This is a genomic window from Thioclava sp. UBA3469 (assembly GCF_002378135.1).
Taxonomy (GTDB): domain Bacteria; phylum Pseudomonadota; class Alphaproteobacteria; order Rhodobacterales; family Rhodobacteraceae; genus Thioclava; species Thioclava sediminum.
Map to the genome: position 1 here is coordinate 33,665 of NZ_DFRG01000210.1, position 17,016 is coordinate 50,680.

General features: G+C 65.6%; 7 protein-coding genes. All 7 read left to right on the top strand.

The window, feature by feature from the left end:
* Positions 1-652 (top strand): ABC transporter permease subunit (locus tag B3D39_RS15290; RefSeq protein WP_286789851.1); only part of this gene is annotated, 652 nt, incomplete at its 5' end.
* A complete protein-coding gene (locus B3D39_RS15295; protein WP_078569392.1) occupies positions 652-1,764 on the top strand; it encodes an ABC transporter permease in 1,113 nt (370 codons plus the stop codon). The genes B3D39_RS15290 and B3D39_RS15295, both read left to right, overlap by 1 nt.
* On the top strand, positions 1,761-3,371 hold the full coding sequence (locus tag B3D39_RS15300) for an ABC transporter ATP-binding protein (RefSeq protein WP_274963035.1): 1,611 nt from the start codon (positions 1,761-1,763) through the stop codon (positions 3,369-3,371). The genes B3D39_RS15295 and B3D39_RS15300 overlap by 4 nt, the downstream gene beginning before the upstream one ends.
* Complete coding sequence (locus B3D39_RS15305) at positions 3,368-4,594, top strand: glycosyltransferase (protein ID WP_274963034.1); 1,227 nt, start codon at positions 3,368-3,370, stop codon at positions 4,592-4,594. Before B3D39_RS15300 ends, B3D39_RS15305 begins: the two co-directional genes overlap by 4 nt.
* A 96-nt stretch (positions 4,595-4,690) precedes the next feature.
* Positions 4,691-6,166: a Y-family DNA polymerase gene (locus tag B3D39_RS15310; protein WP_274963033.1), complete on the top strand. Its 1,476-nt coding sequence runs from the start codon at positions 4,691-4,693 to the stop codon at positions 6,164-6,166.
* A complete protein-coding gene (locus B3D39_RS15315) occupies positions 6,163-9,576 on the top strand; it encodes an error-prone DNA polymerase (protein WP_286789852.1) in 3,414 nt (1,137 codons plus the stop codon). The genes B3D39_RS15310 and B3D39_RS15315 overlap by 4 nt, the downstream gene beginning before the upstream one ends.
* Positions 9,577-9,913: 337 nt before the next feature.
* On the top strand, positions 9,914-17,016 hold a 7,103-nt coding region (locus B3D39_RS15320), incomplete at its 3' end, for a matrixin family metalloprotease (protein WP_286789853.1).

Below are 17,016 nucleotides of genomic sequence, written 5' to 3' on the forward strand. Positions count from 1 at the left end.
CTCGATCCCGCTCGGCATCCGCAAAGCGGTGCGCGACGGCACGCCGTTCGATACCTGGACCTCCGGCGCGATCATCGTGGGCTACGCGATCCCGGGCTTCCTGTTCGCGGTGATGCTGATGGTGCTGTTCGCAGGCGGCAGCTATTTCAAGATATTCCCATTACGCGGCCTGACATCGGATAATTTCGACCAGCTGACGATGATCGGCAAGGCGCTCGATTACCTGTGGCACATCGCGCTGCCGGTGACGGCGACGACCATCGCGAGCTTCGCCACGATGACGCTGCTGACGAAGAACTCCTTCCTCGACGAGATCAACAAGCAATACGTGATGACCGCCCGCGCCAAGGGCCTGTCCGAGAAGAAGGTCCTCTACGGTCACGTCTTCCGCAACGCGATGCTGATCGTGATCGCGGGCTTCCCGGCGCAGTTCCTCGGCATCTTCTTCGGCGCGTCGATCATCGTGGAGACGATCTTCTCGCTCGACGGTCTGGGCCTGCTGGGCTTCCAGGCGGCGGTGGAGCGCGACTACCCGGTGATCTTCGGCACGCTCTACATGTTCGGGCTGATCTCGCTCGTCGTGAACATCATCTCCGACATGATGTATGTCTTCGTTGACCCGCGGATCGATTTCGAGAAGAGGTCCGGCTGATGGCATTGTCTCCTCTCAACCAACGCCGCTGGCGCAACTTCAAGGCCAATCGCCGCGCCTTCTGGTCCGCGATCATCTTCGCCGTGCTCTTCGTCCTCGCGATGTTCGCGGAGTTCATCGCGAACGACAAACCCATCGTGGTCAGCTACCGCGGCGAGCTGTATTTCCCGATCTACAACTTCTACCCCGAAACCGCTTTCGGCGGCGATTTCCGCACCGAGGCGATTTATCGCGACCCGACCGTGCAATGCCTGATCGAGACCGGCGGCACCGAGGGCTGCTTCGACGCGGACGACCCGAAGGCCTTCGCGAACGAGGCGCTGCAGGCGGGCGAGGTCGATGGCGAGAAGATCGAGAAGGGCTGGCTCCTGTGGCCGCCGATCCCCTACAGCTTCAACACGATCAACGATGTGGGTACCGCGCCCTCGGCCCCCGATGCCGATCACTGGCTAGGCACGGATGACACCGCGCGCGACGTGCTGGCGCGGGTGATCTACGGCTTCCGCACTTCGGTGCTGTTCGCGCTGATCGTGACCGGGATCGGCTCGATCATCGGGATCGCGGCGGGTGCCGTGCAGGGCTATTTCGGCGGCAAGGTGGACCTGTTCTTCCAGCGTATTCTGGAAATCTGGTCCTCCACGCCCGCGCTCTATGTCATCATCATCCTCTTCGCGATCCTGGGCCGAAGTTTCTGGCTGCTTGTCATGGTGTCGATCCTCTTCGGCTGGCCCGCGCTGGTGGGTGTCGTCCGGGCCGAGTTCCTGCGCGCGCGCAACTTCGAATATGTCCGCGCCGCGCGTGCGCTTGGCGTCTCGGACCGGGTGATCATGTTCCGCCACATCCTGCCCAATGCGATGGTCGCGACGCTGACCATGCTGCCCTTCGTGATCACCGGCGCGATCGGCGCGCTCGCCTCGCTCGATTATCTGGGCTACGGCTTGCCGTCTTCCGCGCCCTCGCTTGGGGAGCTTGCGCTACAGGGCAAGCAACACCTGCAAGCGCCGTGGCTGGCCTTCTCGGCCTTCTTCACCTTCGCCATCATGCTCTCGCTTCTGGTCTTCGTCTTCGAGGGTATCCGTGACGCATTCGATCCCAGAAAGGTGTTCCGATGAAACCGGTTCTCGAGGTCGAAAATCTGAAGGTCGCCTTCAGCTCCGAGGGCAAATTCACCCCGGCTGTGAAAGGCGTGAGCTTCACCGTGAACGCGGGAGAGACCGTCGCACTCGTGGGCGAGTCCGGCTCGGGCAAATCGGTGACCGCGCTGTCGACCGTGGCGCTGGTCGGAGGCAATTCCAAGGTCGAAGGCTCGATCCGCTACGAGGGCCGCGAGATGGTCGGCGCGACCGAGCGCGAACTGATGCAGGTGCGCGGCAACGATATCAGCTTCATCTTTCAGGAGCCGATGACCTCGCTGAACCCGCTGCACACGCTGGAAAAGCAGATCGGCGAAAGCCTCGCACTGCACCAGGGCGTGACCGGCGAGCAGGCCAAGAAACGCATCATCGACCTGCTCGACAAGGTCGGCATCCAGAACCCGGCGGACCGGTTGCAGGATTACCCGCACCAGCTCTCGGGCGGGCAACGTCAGCGCGTGATGATCGCGATGGCGCTCGCGAACGGGCCCGATCTGCTGATCGCGGACGAGCCGACGACCGCGCTCGACGTGACGATTCAGGCGCAGATCCTCGAGCTGCTGGCCGATCTGAAACGCGACATGGGGATGAGCCTTCTGTTCATCTCGCATGACTTGGGCGTGGTGCGGCGCATTGCGGACCGGGTCTGCGTCATGCAGCATGGCGAGATCGTGGAGCAGGGGAAGACTGAAGATATCTTCGCCAATCCGCAGCACCCCTATACCCGCAAGCTGCTCGAGGCCGAACCCACCGGCCGCGCCGAACCGGTGCCCGAGAATGCGCCCGAACTGGTGCGCACCGAGCATCTGAAAATCTGGTTCCCGATCCAGCGCGGTCTGCTGCGCAAGACCATCGGCCATGTGAAGGCGGTCAACGACGCCTCGCTGTCGGTGAGGGCAGGGGAGACGCTGGGCATCGTGGGCGAATCCGGCTCGGGCAAGACCACGCTCGCGCTCGCGATCATGCGGCTCATCGCCTCCGAAGGACCGATCATCTACGAGAACCAGGACATCTCCAGCTGGCAGGCGAACAAGCTGCGCGCGCTGCGCCGCGACATGCAGATCGTGTTCCAGGACCCGTTCGGCTCGCTCTCGCCGCGCATGACGGTGGAGCAGATCATCGGCGAGGGGCTGACCGTCCACGGTGTCGATCCGGGCCGCAACCGTCGCGAGATGGTGGCCGAGATCATGGAGGAGACCGGGCTCGATCCTGCGATGATGGAGCGCTACCCGCATGAATTCTCGGGTGGCCAGCGCCAGCGGATCGCCATCGCCCGCGCGATGATCCTGCGCCCCAAGGTGGTGGTGCTGGACGAGCCGACCTCGGCGCTCGACATGACGGTGCAGGTGCAGATCGTGGACCTGCTGCGCGACCTGCAGAAACGCCACGGGCTCGCCTATCTGTTCATCAGTCACGACCTTCGGGTGGTGCGCGCGCTCAGCCACAAGATCATGGTGATGAAGCGCGGCGACGTGGTCGAGGCGGGCAACGCGGCGGAAGTCTTCGCCAATCCGCAGACAGCCTATACCCGCCAGTTGATGGTGGCCGCCTTGGGGGAGAGTTCGCTGACCCCCGAGATTGCATGAAGATCCTCTTCGTTCACCAGAACTTCCCGGGCCAGTTCGTGCATCTGGCACCGGCTCTGGCCGCGCGCGGTCATGACGTTCTGGCCCTGACGGTCGAGACGAACCAGCGCCCCTCGCCGGTGAAGGTGGTGAAATATCGCAAGCCAGAGCCGGTCGAGATGTCCTCGCGGCTCACGCGCCTTTACGCCGATTGCGCGGCGCGCGGGGCGAAGGTTGCACTCGCCGCCCGGCAGCTGCGCGACAAGCACGGCTATGTGCCGGATGTGATCTTCGGCCATTCCGGCTGGGGCGAGACGCTGTTCCTACGCGAGGTCTGGCCCGAAGCGAAGCTGCTGGTCTATGCTGAGCTGATGTATCGCACGACCGGGATGGACACCGACTTCGACGCGGAATTCCAGCGCCCCGGCCTCGAGACCCGGATCTCCACTACAGCGCGCTCGGCCCATCTGATCCAGTCCATGGTGCAGGCCGATGCGGGCCTCTCCCCGACCGAGTTTCAGGCCGAGACCTTCCCGCCGGAGCTACGTGCCAAGCTCACGATCTGCCATGACGGGGTGGACTGCGCGCGGCTCGCACCGAACCCGCAGGCGCGCTTCACCGTGCCCGGAACGACGCTCACCCTCCGCCCCGGCGACGAGGTTCTGACCTTCGTGAACCGCTCGCTCGAACCCTATCGCGGCTATCACTCCTTCATGCGCGCGCTGCCCGATGTGCTCGCCGCGCGGCCCGAGGCTCATGTGCTGATCGTGGGCGAGGAGGGGCAAAGCTATGGCGCCCCGCCGAAGGACGCCGAAAGCTGGAAGCAGAAATTCTTGGGCGAGGTGCGCGATCGGCTGGACATAAGCCGCGTGCATTTTCTGGGCCGCATCCCTTACGGCGATTACGTCGACATGCTCCATGTCAGCCGCACCCATGCCTATCTGACCTATCCCTTCGTGCTCAGCTGGTCGCTGATGGAATCGATGGCTGCCGGGTGTGCGGTGGTGGCGTCCGATACGGCCCCCGTGCGCGAGGTGATCACCGACGGGCAGACCGGGCGGCTGGTGGATTTCTTCGATATCCCCGGCTGGTCGCGCGCGCTGAGCGAAGGGCTGGCGACGCCGCAAACATTCGCCCCGATGCGCGAGGCAGCCCGCGCCCATATGTGCGAGCGTTACGACCTGCGCACCCATTGCCTGCCGCGCCTGATCGCCTTCGTCGAGGGCGCGATCGCCACGCCCTGATACGCGCCCTTCCGCGAGACGGACTCGACTCCGCGTCCTGCGAGACTTAAAAAGAACAAAGCACGAACAAATGACTCGAACCCTAGGCTCAGCGACATGCTCGACGGGCGCACACGGCGTATTCTCACCCTCTGGTTTCCCCGGCTGGCGAGCGACCGGGTTCTTCGGGCACGGCCCGTCGAAGGGCCCTTCGCGCTGGTCCTGCGCGAGGGTAATACCGACCGGCTGCACTGCCTGAACGCCGCGGCCGAGGGGCAGGGGCTCGCGCGCGGCATGGCGCTGTCCGAGGCCCGGGCCTTCTGCCCCGCGCTGCAGACCGCGCCCGCCGATCCTGCCCGCGAGGCGCAGTTTCTCGAAACCCTGCGCCGCTGGGCCACGCGCTATTGCCCGTGGGTGGGGCTGGAGGACGAGGGTCTGGTGCTCGACATCACCGGCTCGGATCACCTCTGGGGCGGGGAGGAGCCGATGATGGCCGAGATGGCCGCCCGGCTGGAGCGCGCCCGGATCACCGCGCGGTTGGGCCTCGCCGATACGCGCGGCGCGGCTTGGGCGCTGGCGCATTTCGCCCCCGGACGGGCCGCGCCGGGCGCGCGGCTCTCGGCACTGGGCAAGCTGCCGGTGGCCGCGCTGCGCCTGCCGCATGAGACGGTCACGGGGCTGCAGCGGCTGGGCCTGCGCGAGATCGGCGATCTGACCCGCACACCGCGCGCGCCGCTCGTGCGCCGCTTCGGCGCGGGGCTGATGGCGCGGCTCGATCAGGCCTTGGGCGATCTGCCCGAACAGGTCTCGCCCGTGGCCGATCCGCCCCATTACGGCACCCGACTGACCCTACCCGAACCTATCGGGCAGCAGACCGATGTGATGGCCGGGATCGAGCGGCTGCTGGACCGGCTCTGCGCCAAGCTCAAGGAAAACGAGACCGGCGCGCGGGTGCTCTGCCTCACCCTGCGCCGCGTCGATCAGGCCAGTCAGGAGGTCGAGCTGCGCCTCGCCACCCCGCTCCGCGATCCCACCCGGATCGCGGCGCTTTTTGCGCGCGGCATCGAGGATATCGACGCGGGCTTCGGGATCGACCAGATGCGCCTTGCCGCCACGCAGGTCGAGGCGCTCCCCGCCCGTCAGATCGGCGCAATCGCCACCGAGCGGCGCGACAAGCTGGGCGATCTGATCACCCGGATCGGGCTGCGCATCGGGCTGGAAAACGTCCAGCGCTACCTGCCCGCCGACAGCCATATCCCCGAGCGCAGCTTCCTGATCGCGCCCGCCGCCTTCACCGAGCCCGAGGGCAACTGGCACCAGCCGCATCCCCGCCCGCTGCGGCTGTTCCCGCCCGAGCCGCTGATCGCGGATGCGCCCGATCCGCCGCGCCGCTTCCGCTGGCGACGGCAATCGCTCAGCGCGGAACGTATCGAGGGGCCGGAGCGGCTGACCCCGGAATGGTGGTTCGACGATCCGAACTGGCGGCGCGGGATGCGCGACTATTGGCGCGTCGAGACCGGGCAGGGGCTGCGGCTCTGGATGTTCCACACGCCACAGGATCCCGGCTGGTATGTCGAGGGGATCTTCGCATGATCGCCCCCTTCCTCTTGGCACAAATATCCCGGGGGGCGCCCGACGGGCGCGGGGGCAGCGCCCCCTCGGCGGTCGTGCCCACCGCCAACCCCCCCGCCATTCCGCTCGCCTATGCCGAGCTTAGCACCACCTCCAACTTCACCTTCCTCACCGGCGCGTCCCACCCCGAAGAACTGATGGTGCGCGCCGCCGAGCTGGGACTGGAGGCCATCGCGATCACCGACCGCAACTCGCTCGCAGGCGTGGTCCGGGCCTTCTCCGCGCTCAAGGAACTCAAGCGCGAGATCGGTGAGGCGCTGCGTATCCGCTCGGAAGTCCAGCGCGACGAAAGCTCTCGCCAGCCCATCGGATCGCCGCAGGATCTGGCCCGACCCACAACCGCGAAACTGCCGAAGCTGATCGTCGGCGCGCGGCTGGTGCTGACCGATTGCCCGGTCGAATGGGTGGCGCTGCCCACCGACCGCGCAGCCTATCACCGGCTGAGCCAGCTTCTGACCCGCGGCAAGCGCCGGGCGGGGAAGGGGGAGTGTCACCTGACCCGCGCGGACCTGCTGGAGGCTTGCGCGGGGATGATCCTGATCGCACTGCCGCCTGCCGATCTGTCCCGCGCCTACCGCCCGCTGCAGGAGATGCGGCGGCGCTTTCCGGGGCAGGTCTTCCTTGGCGCGCCGCCGCGCTATGACGGCTCGGATCAGCGCTGGTTCGCGGCCTGCGCGGCGCTCGCGCTGAGGGCCTCGACGCCGATGGTCGCGACCGGCGACGTGCTGATGCATCGCGGGTCGCGCCGGCAGCTGGCCGATGTGCTGACCTGCCTGCGCGAGGGCTGCACCATCGACGCGCTTGGCACCCGCGCGCTGCCCAATGCGGAACGCCGCCTGAAAGGGGCCGAGGACATGGCGCGGCTCTACCGTCGCCACCCCGCAGCCCTGCGCCGAAGCTGCGAGATCGCGGCGCGCTGCGGCTTCGATCTCGACGAACTCAGCTACGAATATCCCGATGAGGTCGCGCAGAACGAACCCGCGCAGGAGCGGCTCGACCGGCTCGCCCGCGAGGGGCTGGCGCGGCGCTCTCCGGGGGGGATATCGGAGCGTCATGCGGGGTTGCTGGAGAAGGAACTGCGCCTCGTCTCCGAACTGGGCTTCGCCGCCTATTTCCTCACCGTCCATGACATCGTGAGCTTCGCCCGCAGCCGCGGCATCCTCTGTCAGGGGCGTGGCTCGGCGGCCAATTCGATCATCTGCTGGGCGCTCGGGATCACCGATGTCAGCCCCGACCAGATCGGCATGGTGTTCGAGCGCTTCATCTCGAAATATCGCGGCGAGCCGCCCGATATCGACGTCGATTTCGAGCATGAGCGCCGCGAGGAAGTCATCCAGTGGATCTACGAACGCTACGGCCGTGATCGCGCGGGACTGTGCGCGACCGTGATCCATTTCCGCACCCGCGCTGCGATCCGCGAGGTGGGCAAGGTGATGGGGCTGAGCGCCGATGTCACGGCAAGCCTCGCGGGCCAGATCTGGGGGATTTCCGGCAAGGGGCCGGATCACGCGCGGATGGGCGAGCTGGGCCTCGACCCCACCGATCGGCGACTGTCACAGACGCTGAAACTGATCGGCGAGATCATCGGATTTCCGCGCCATCTCAGCCAGCATGTCGGCGGCTTCGTCATCACGAAAGGCCGCCTCGACGCGCTTTGTCCGATCGAGAATGCCGCGATGGAGGGGCGCACCTGTATCGAATGGGACAAGGACGATATCGACACTTTGGGCATCCTGAAGGTCGATGTTCTCAGCCTCGGGATGCTCACCTGCATCCGCAAGAGCTTCGACCTTCTGGCGGGTCACGAGAAGCTCGATATGTCGCTCGCCACCGTCCCGCAGGAGGACACGCCGACCTATGACATGCTGTGTCGCGCCGATGCGGTGGGGGTGTTTCAGGTGGAGAGCCGGGCGCAGATGAACTTCCTGCCGCGGATGCGTCCGCGCACCTTCTATGACCTCGTGATCGAGGTCGCTATCGTCCGTCCGGGCCCCATTCAGGGCGGCATGGTCCACCCCTATATCAACCGCCGTCAGGGACGCGAAAAGGTCGATTTTCCCTCCAAGGAACTGGAAGGCGTGCTGGGCAAAACCCTCGGCGTGCCGCTGTTCCAAGAACAGGCGATGCAGATTGCGGTGGTCGCTGCGGGCTTCACGCCGGAGGAGGCCGACCGCCTGCGCCGCTCGCTCGCGACCTTCCGCAAGATGGGCACGATCGGCACCTTCCGCGACCGGTTTGTCGAAGGGATGCTGGCGCGCGGCTACACGCCCGATTTCGCCGATCGCTGCTTTTCCCAGATCGAGGGGTTCGGCGAATACGGCTTCCCGGAAAGCCATGCGGCGGCCTTCGCGCATCTCACCTATGTCTCCTCTTGGCTGAAGTGCCACCACCCCGCGGTCTTCGCCTGCGCGCTGCTGAATTCGCAGCCGATGGGGTTTTATGCGCCCGCCCAGATCGTGCGCGATGTGCGCGAACACGGGGTCGAAGTGCGGCCCGTTTGCGTCAACCATTCGGGCTGGGACAGCTCGCTGGAACGCCGTGCGGACGGCGCCTTGGCGCTGCGTCTGGGCTTTCGCCAGATCAAGGGATTTCGCGAGGAGGACGCGGGCTGGATCGTCGCTGCACGGGGCAATGGCTACCCCGATCCCGAGAGCCTGTGGCTGCGCGCGGGCACGCCTCCGCATGTGCTCGAACGCCTCGCCGAGGCCGATGGATTTGCCGGAATTGGCCTCACGCGGCGCGACGCGCTTTGGGCCGTGAAGGCGATCCGCGCCCCCGCGCCACTACCGCTTTTTGCCGATCCGATGGACGGGGAAGGGGGGCGCGAACCGGCCGTGGAGCTGCCCGCGATGCATCTGGGAGAGGAGGTCGTGGAGGATTATGTGGCGCTCAGATTGAGCCTCCGCGCCCATCCGATGGAGCTGCTGCGCCCCTCGATTTCCGGCCTCACGCCGCATTGCGAACTGATCGGCACGCGGCAAAATCGGGTTACGGTTTGCGGCCTCGTGATCACCCGCCAGCGCCCCGGAACGGCCTCCGGGGTGATCTTCATCACGCTGGAAGACGAGACCGGTGTGAGCAATGTCGTGGTCTGGCCGAAGCTCTATGAACGGTTCCGCCGGGCGGTGATGGGCGGGCGTCTTCTGCGGGTCTCGGGGCGGCTCGAACGGGAGGGGGTGGTGGTCCATCTGATCGCCGAAAAGATCGAGGATCTGTCCCCGCGACTGGCCGATCTGGGGCACCCGCTCGACGACGTTCTGGGCCTCACCACACCCCAGGCGGACGACGCCCCGAGACCCCGTCCGCAGACCACCGCGCGCCATCCGCGCGAGCAGGCGAAACGGCTTTTCCCGAGCCGGGATTTCCATTGAAATCCGGCCTCTACCGACCGTCGCGCGACACTTTGCCCGGTGCGGCGATTCGCCTCGCTTTGGACGCAATTGTTCCCGTTACGTCAAGAACGCCCTGTGGATAAGTTTCATTGTTGACGCTAAGTAAGGATATTAAGTCGCTGAAATATATATGTTTCATATGATTTCGGCGCCCTGTGGATACTATTTTCGTTGCAATATTGCTGCGTGAGTTCAGCCTAAAGGAGAACAAAATTTCGTCAGATGGCGGAACCGCGTTCATATCGCAACTTGGGGAGGGAGCTTGCCGATATCGGTGAGCTTCAGGCGCGTCTTGTCTTTATTTGGCTTGACCAGTGTGACGAAATTCCTGCGTCGGACCCGCTCCGACGTGCAGGATGCTGTCGGTCTGGCCAATGACACCGCCCTCCACGAAGCCGATAACACCCTTCACCGCGAGGAAAATTACCGCATCGAGGCTCTCGAGCCGCGGCTTTTGCTCTCGGCGGACCCGGTGTTCGGCGAATTGGCCCGTGTTGCAGCAACCGCACATCAAATCGACCCGATCGAAGGGCTCTCCGCCCTCGTTCAGACCGTCGATGACCTGCATCAGCAGGACGAATTGGCAGCCGATCACGATCCCGAGGAAGGCCCGCAAAGCGATGTGGCCTGGCCCGAGAATTGGGCGCATGAGCCGGACGTGGCACCGCTCGAAGCGGTGGCCGAACCGGCGCGCGAACAGGCTGCAGCGCAGCTGGAAACGGCAGCGGAACAGCTTCATTCCGGTGGTTTCCTGACTGCCGTTCAGGTGCAGCAGCTGCTGAAAACGGCGCTGTCGTGGCTGGAAAATATGCCCCATGCAGGGCAGGACCCGATTGGCAGTTCCGTGGCGGATCTTACGGGTCACGAGGCGACCGGCCCCCCGGCTGCGATCTCTAATGCACTGGAAAACAACGAAAAAACTGACAATCCGGACGCCGGGTTTGTCGCTGCTGGCTCCGATGAAACCAGCGAAAATCAAGGGGATAGCCCGGCTGAAGAGGGCGCAGAGCCGCAATATCTGCATCTCGACGCCACCGCGGATAGCACCGATACCGGCGCTGCGGATCTCACCGAGGCACAGCTTGCCCCCCTCGTTCAGCAAGCCCTCGCTCAATGGGCCAGCCGCACCGACGCGGCGATCCTGTCGCAACTCACCTTCACCATCGCCGATCTCGAGGACGGCGCACTCGCCCGGATCACCGGCACGCTGATCGAGATCGACGCCGACGCCGCCGGGGTCGGTTGGTTCATCGACGCGACGCCGGGCGACAGCACCGAGTTCGATCTGCTCGCAGGCGACCGTCTGGTGGCGACCGACGGTGCGGCCTCCGAGGGCGTCGACCTCTTCACCGTCCTGCTCCACGAGATTGGCCACGCGCTCGGCCTCGACCATGACGCGGACGCTGCGGTGATGAGCGCGACGCTCGGCACCGGCGAGCGCATCGGTCTTCCCGACGCGGCCCCGAGCCTCGGCGCTCCGGTGGCTGGCGCGATCTCGGAAGCGGGGGGCGCGCTCGACGGCACCGCCGACAGCAACCTGACCTACACCGTGAACCTCGACGGCACCGTCACCGTCAACGGCGTGACCTATGGCACGCCCGGCGCCCCGATCACCTCGATCGCGGCAGGGACCGGCCTCAGCGACACGATCGAGGGTCCGGACGCCGAGACGGTCTGGACGATCACCGGCATCAACGAAGGGTCGCTCAGCTGGAACGGCCTCACCATCACCTTCACCGGGGTCGAGCGTCTCGAGGGTGGCACCGAGGCGGATGCCTTCGCGATCGACGGTCCGGGCTTCGTGACCGCGGGCTTCGCGGGCAATGCCGGTCTGATGGAAATCTCGGTCGGCGATTTCGTGAGCCTCGCGACCAGTGACGGCGTCGGCTCGCCGATTGGCTACAGCACCAACACCGGGCTCGACGGTGTGCTCTACGAAGTGGGCACCGGCACGACCACCGCCGTCACCGCCGGGTTCGACGTCACCACCATCTCGCTCACCAGCGGCTCGTTCTTCGCGGGCAGCGGCGCGAACGGCTACTTCACCCTCGGCCAGCCCAGCAGCTCGGTCGGCTTCGCGGTCGACAACCTGAGCTTCTCGATCACGATGATCCGCGAGACTGCGACGGACCGTCAGTGGGTCATCGCCAATGGCGCGGTCGATGCGCTGGGTCTCGTGAACGTCGACAACGTGACCGCGACGCTGTCCAACGGCACGCTGGAGCTGGTGACCTCGCAACTGACCGACCCGAACGATGCGCTGAGCGCCAAGCTCGTCGTCTCCGAGATCGACAGCGTGGCGACAGGCGCGACCGCACCGCTGGCCAAAGTCTCGGGCGATGTGACGCTGGCCATCGGCGGCGAGGTTCTGATCGCGGGCGGGTTCAGCTTCACGAAGACCATCGTCAGCGGCCTGACCGGCGCGACCGACACGATCGGCGATCTGATGGTCTTCGGCTTCGACGCGGTCAAATTCTTCGCGGGCACCGGCGCGGTCTTCGATACGAGCGGTCCGGTCACCGTCGACACCACTAACGCCTTCGGCTTCTCGGTCACCGGCTTCACCGGCACCTTCGCGGTGCTGAGCTCGGGCGGCACCACCTATACCGGAATCGACTTCTCCTTCGCCAACGCGACCCCGGTCGGCATCACCGGACTGACCGCCGAGGTCAGCAATGTCGCGGTGCAGGTCAACACGGCTTCGGGCATCGCTACCCCGCTGAATTGGGACCAAGGCGCGCTGGTCGATGCGGGCCTGACGCTGAACGGTGCGCTCACGAAGGTCGAGGCCACCGCGACGCTGATCGTGAGTGACGCGGTCTATGTCAGCGGCACCTTCGCGCTGGAAAGCTCCGCCAAGACCGGCGTGACGTTCAATGGTGCTTCGGAGGGAGGCGATTACTTCACGCTGTCGATCATCGGTGGGCGTCTCTTCGCGGGCGTCGGCGCCGAGGTCTCGGGCGGCAGCTACGATCTGACCAATGCGACCGGCTTCGAGATCCCGACCCTCGATCTGACGCTGGCGATGTTCACCGTGACCTCGGCAGGAGCGAACCTCGGCCAGAAGGTCACCGCGCTGGAACTCTCGACCGCGGCCACGCTGCACGGGATCACCGATGTGACCGCGACGGTCGATGCGCTCGACGTGACCTATGCGAGCATGGCCTTCGACTGGAGCCAGGTGGGCGGGCCGAGCTTCAGCTTCGACAGCACTTTCACGGGCTTCACCATCGATGTGCGCGCGGTCTTCACGGTCAAGAGCACCGTTCTGCTCGCGGGCGACATCTCGATCACGGTGACCAAGCAGACCATCGCCGCGGCGGATAATCCGCTTGGCACCGATCTGACCGATGCGCAGGTGATGACCTTCGCGCTGGCCGATGGCTACATCTTCGTGGGCAGCGGCGGCGGCTTCACCACCGATGGGAATAGCAAGGTCAACGGGCTGACCCGCGATGGCGACAGCAAACTTGTCGGGACCGGCTTCGGCGCGGAAGGGGTGCTGTTCGAATTCGCCTCGGTGAAGAATGTCGATGGAACGACCGGCGCCGTGCTGAACGCCTGGAGCGCGATCAAGCTCTATGTCGGCACCGTCGAGGTCGCGGGCATTCCGGGCTTCACCCTCGCGGTCAGCGATTTCGTGGTCGAGGTGAACGCCGCCGATGCGATGGTCGCGGTGAACCCGACCGTGATGACCTGGAAGGGGCTCGATCTGGGCGCGCCGCTCGCGCTGACCGATGCCACGAACGGCTTCGACAATACCGAGCGTTTCTTCATCCGCGCGACCATCGACGAGCTGAACATCTCGGATACCGTGCTGCTGACCGGCAGCTTCTCGGTCGAGAAGACGGCGGGCACTTCGGTCGGCGGCGTCACCGGCGATCTGCTCTACATCACGCTCACCGATCTGAGCCTCTTTGCGGGGGCGGGCGCCACGATCGGCGCAAGCGGGATCGACACCACGAATGCCATCGGCTTCTCGGCGGCGGGCGGCAATTTCTACATCGGCATCCTCACCACCAGCGACCCGATCCCGGTCAGCTATACCGGCGTGTCGGCGAGCCTCGCGAGCCTCGGTCTCGTGAATGTCGAAGGCGTGACGCTGAACCTTGCGAGCCTCAAAGTGCTCTACAACTCGGTCAGCGACACCACCCTCTCCAATCTCGACTGGTCGAGCCTGACCGGCCTCGAAGAGGTGACCGACACGGTGAGCCTCGCGGTGTCGGGCAAGCTGACGCTGGCGGTGGGCGATTTCGTCTATCTGCGCGCGGGCTTCGGGCTGAAGGCGATCGACGTGACGGCGCAGGCGGGCAGCACCGAGACGCTCGATCTCGTCGATATCACCACGGGCACGCTGACCTTTGTGACGCTCAGCGATGTCGAGTTCTTCGCGGGCACCGGCGCGTCGACCACCACCGATGAGGCGACCGGCACGACCACGCTGAACCTCTTGGGCGATGCGGCGGGTCTTCATGCGAATGGCGGCAATCTCGCGCTCGGCCTGCTGACCGACACGACGACCGGCGTGAAATATACCGGGGTGATCGGCTCGCTGAGCGCGCTGGAAGCCAAGGGCATCGACGCGGTTCAGATCAAGCTGTCGGGCATGGCGCTGGCCTCGAACTCGACCACCGCGCTGACCGGTCCGCGCCTCGACTGGTCGACCGTGAACGATACCGACGTGACCACGGCGCTTGGCGATCTGGGCCCGGGTGATCAGCTGGCGGTGTCCGGCACGCTGTCCGTCGAGATTTCCGAGACGGTCTTCGCGCTGGCGACTTTCAACTTCTCGGCCTCGACCGAGACGATCGACGACACCATCCAGGCGGCGATCACCGATGCGCAGGTCACGCGGCTGACCCTGACCAATGTGAACTTCTTCGCCGGTGTCGGCGGTGCCTTCGATGACGCCAATGCGCCCACCGCGATTGCCGATCAGGGCACGGGCTTCCTTGCCTCGGGCGGCACGCTCGAACTGATCGTCGTGAAAGAGAAACTCGGCACCGCCACACCTCACAGCTGGAGCGCGCTGTCGCTTTCGGTCGATTATGTCGGGATGCGCGGGCTGCCCAACGAGTTCGCGCTCGGGGTCACCGGTCTCTACTTCCGCATGAACACGGCCTCGATGGGCGCGACCAAGCTGGACTGGTCGGCCATTGTCGATCCGGCCGAGAACCCCGGTATCGCTCAGATCAATGCCGATACCGGCATCGCCTTCGGCGGCACGCTCGATCTGGCGCTCGACGGGTTCGTGCTGGTCTATGGCACGGTCGAAGGCTCGATCTCGACGGCCGATATCGACGATGGCGTGATCACTCTGACCGCCGCCGATATCACCAGCTTCAAGATCACCGGTGCGCAGATCTTCGTCGGTGCTGGCGGCGCGTTCGACCGTGATGCGACCACGAACGAGGTGACCGGGCTTCTCGATCAGGGCACCGGCATCTATGCCTCGATGGCTCTGGGCGATGCGCTCGAATTCGCGCAGGTGACCCGCCTCGGCGTGCTGACCGATAATGCGGCGACGAATGACAACGATCCGGCTACGCAATGGGACAACGAGACCGTCACCATCGGCTGGACCGCGCTGCGCGTCACCGTCGCGAGCCTTGGCCTGCGCGGGATCGACGCCTTCCAGATCGCGCTGGCCGATCTCGCGGTCGACGGGAATTTCGCAGCCATCGACGGCACCTTCCTAAACTGGGCGTCGCTGGGCGGCGTCACCGGGCTCGACACGCTGAGCCTCGCCGACGCCACCGACGGCCTGACCCGCGACGACGGCTTCTCGGTCTCCGGCACCGTGTCGGAACTGAACGTGGCGGGCGTGATCGTCGCCTCGGGCAAGTTCGGCATCAAGAGCTTCGCGAGCGACATCATCGTGCCCTCGGGCGTGACGACCGAGACCGTGCTGGGTGCGAATATCCTGATCTTCACCCTGTCGGATCTGACCCTCTTCGCAGGTGTCGGCGGCGCGCTCTTGGGCGATGGCACGATCGACCCGGATCAGGGCACCGGATTCGTGGCGGAGAACGCCTCGCTGCAACTGGTGTTGGTGAAGGAAGATCCGCTCAGCGTGACGCTTCCGGCCGTGCCGCGCAGCTGGACCGCCGTGGCGCTCGACGTAGCCACGGTGCGCCTGCAGGGGCTGCCCAACACGGTCACCGTGCAGGGCCTCGATCTCTATTTCGGCTTCAACGGCGCGGATGCGGTGAATGGCGAGCGGATCGACTGGGCCACTACCGGCGTGACCGAGATCGCCAATCTTGCCTCTGTCGATCTCTTCGACGTCACCGAGATGAGCGCGAGCTTCAACATCGCCTTCGGCGGCTATGTCGAGTTCACCGTCGACGGCTTCGTCACCGTCGCGGGCACCATGGCGGGTCAGATCCGGACCGAGACGCTCGACGACGGCAACGGCCTGATCGTAGACGGCGCTTCGGTGATGACCTTCGCGCTGACCGGCGGTTATTTCTTCGCGGGGCAGGGCGGCGTGTTCACCCGCACCGATGGCAAGATCACGGATGTCAGCACCACCGAGGGCACCGGGATCTATGCGAACAACGTGGGCATCGAATTCGCCTCGGTCACCCAGACCGCCGACAACCCGCTGACGACAGGTGTGGTCGAGACCCGCACGGTCAAAAGTTGGTCGGCAATCCTCGTGACATCGCAAAGCGTCGGCGTGACCGGCCTTACGGGCTTCACGCTGCGGATATCGGACGTCGCGGTCGAGGCCAACTTCGGCTACACCGACCCGCTGAACGCGGCCAACAACTCGGTGATGAACTGGAAGGGCCTCGATCTGGGCCTGACGATCACCGACAGCACGGATGGCTATGACGCGACCGCGATCCTGTCGGTGACCGGCACCGTGTCGGAGCTGAACGTCGCGGGCGTCGTGATCGCGACGGGCACCTTCTCGATCAAGAGCCTGCTGGCCGATGTCGCTGTCGCCACCGCCATCGATACGGATGGCACGCTGACCGGGGCGAAGGTTCTGATCTTCACCCTGAGCGATCTGAACTTCTTCGCCGGTGTCGACGGTGTGCTCAAGAACGATGGCACGATCGACCCCGATCAGGGCATGGGCTTCGTGGCGCAGGGCGGCTCGATCGAGCTGGTGATGGTGTCGGAAGACCCCGCCACCGTGACCTCGCCCGCCGTGGCCCGCAGCTGGATGGCGCTGTCGCTGCGCGTCGATCAGCTGGGTCTACAGGGGCTGCCGCTGACCGCGACGGTGAAGGACCTCTATTTCGCGATGAACGGCGCGGATGCGGACGGTAACAAGCTCGACTGGGGCGCGACCGGCGTCGATCAGATCAACGCGCTCGCCGACATCACCAATCTCGACGCGGGCTTCGGGATCGAGTTCGGCGCCTATGTCGAATTGCAGATCGAAGGGGCGATCCTGCTGGCGGG

Excerpts from the sequence above, each read along its gene's own strand:
- B3D39_RS15305 (WP_274963034.1), top strand. The coding sequence starts at position 3,368 with ATGAAGATCCTCTTCGTTCACCAGAACTTCCCGGGCCAGTTCGTGCAT.
- B3D39_RS15310 (WP_274963033.1), top strand. The coding sequence starts at position 4,691 with ATGCTCGACGGGCGCACACGGCGTATTCTCACCCTCTGGTTTCCCCGG.
- B3D39_RS15295 (WP_078569392.1), top strand. The coding sequence starts at position 652 with ATGGCATTGTCTCCTCTCAACCAACGCCGCTGGCGCAACTTCAAGGCC.
- B3D39_RS15300 (WP_274963035.1), top strand. The coding sequence starts at position 1,761 with ATGAAACCGGTTCTCGAGGTCGAAAATCTGAAGGTCGCCTTCAGCTCC.
- B3D39_RS15315 (WP_286789852.1), top strand. The coding sequence starts at position 6,163 with ATGATCGCCCCCTTCCTCTTGGCACAAATATCCCGGGGGGCGCCCGAC.